Source organism: Flavobacterium zhairuonense, from assembly GCF_004352915.1.
GTDB lineage: Bacteria > Bacteroidota > Bacteroidia > Flavobacteriales > Flavobacteriaceae > Flavobacterium > Flavobacterium zhairuonense.
This window is the reverse complement of record NZ_SJSY01000040.1, coordinates 1-1232: the sequence shown is the minus strand read 5'-3', so window position 1 is coordinate 1232 and position 1232 is coordinate 1. Positions and strand designations below refer to the sequence as shown.

The 1232-nt window shown below is 43.6% G+C and carries 1 pseudogene; it reads right to left on the bottom strand.

The features are described from left to right. Positions 1-1232 (bottom strand): annotated as a pseudogene (locus EYY60_RS00090) (SprB repeat-containing protein); the annotation flags it as partial.

Below are 1232 nucleotides of genomic sequence, written 5' to 3'. Positions count from 1 at the left end.
GCAGCAGGTTCTGTGATTGTAAAACTTTGCGTTTTTGTACATAAGTTGGCATCAGTTACGGTTACCGTATAAGTCCCTGCAGAAAGGCCAGAAGCTGTAGCTGCAGTTCCACCAGAAGGAGCCCATGAATAAGTATAAGCACCAGTTCCGCCAGTTGCTGCAACACTCGCAGATCCATTTGCTCCGCCATTGCAGGAAACATTTGTCTGTGGATTTGCTGTTACCACAAGTGCTGTTGGCTGGCTGATTGTAAAGTTTTTTACGATAGAACAGCCATTAGAAGAGGTAATCGTAACAGAATAATTGCCTGCAGGAAGGTTGGATGCAGTATCAGCAGTCCCTCCGGATGGCGACCAGACATAAGTAAAAGGTCCTGGAGCACCACTTGGAACTACAGAAGCAGATCCTGTTGCTGAACCATTGCATAATACGTCAGTTTGCGAAGTAGCGGCAACTAACGTATTTGTAGTGCCAATAATAAAGTTTTTTGTTATAGCACATCCGTTGTTGTCCGTAACTAAAACAGAATGGTTTCCTGCACTTAATCCAGTTACTGTTGCAGTTGTTGCGCCAGAAGGCGACCATAAGTAGTTATATGGTGAAGTGCCACCACTTACATTTACGCTTGCCTGACCGCCTGCAGAGCAAGTTGCGTCAATTTGGCTTGTTGTTGCTGTCAAGGCTGATGGCTGTGTAATGATGAAGTTTTTTGTTACGCTGCATCCATTGGCATCTGTAATCAGACAGCTATAATTGCCTATTGCTAATCCTGTAGCTGTAGCTCCAGTTCCTCCAGACGGAGACCACTGGTATGTATAAGGGGCAGTTCCTCCACTTGCAGTTACTGTAGCAGTACCTGTTGAACCACCATTGCAAAGCACATTTGTTTGTGATGTTGTCGCTGTAAGAACAGAAGGTTGATTTATAGTAACACTTTGTGTTTGGATACAGGTATTAGCATCTGTAATAGTTACTGTATAAGTTCCGGCAGCAAGACCTGAAGCTGTTGCCGAAGTTCCTCCAGTAGGAGCCCATGAATAAGTATAAGCACCAGTTCCGCCAGTTACATTTACCGTTGCAGATCCATTTGTTCCTCCATTACATGAAACATCAGTTTTTGTAATTGTAGAAGATAGTACTGCAGGAGTATTAACTGTGAAATTTTTTACAAGGGTACATCCGTTGGCATCTGTAATAGTACAAGTATAATTTCCTGCCGCTAATCCTGAAGC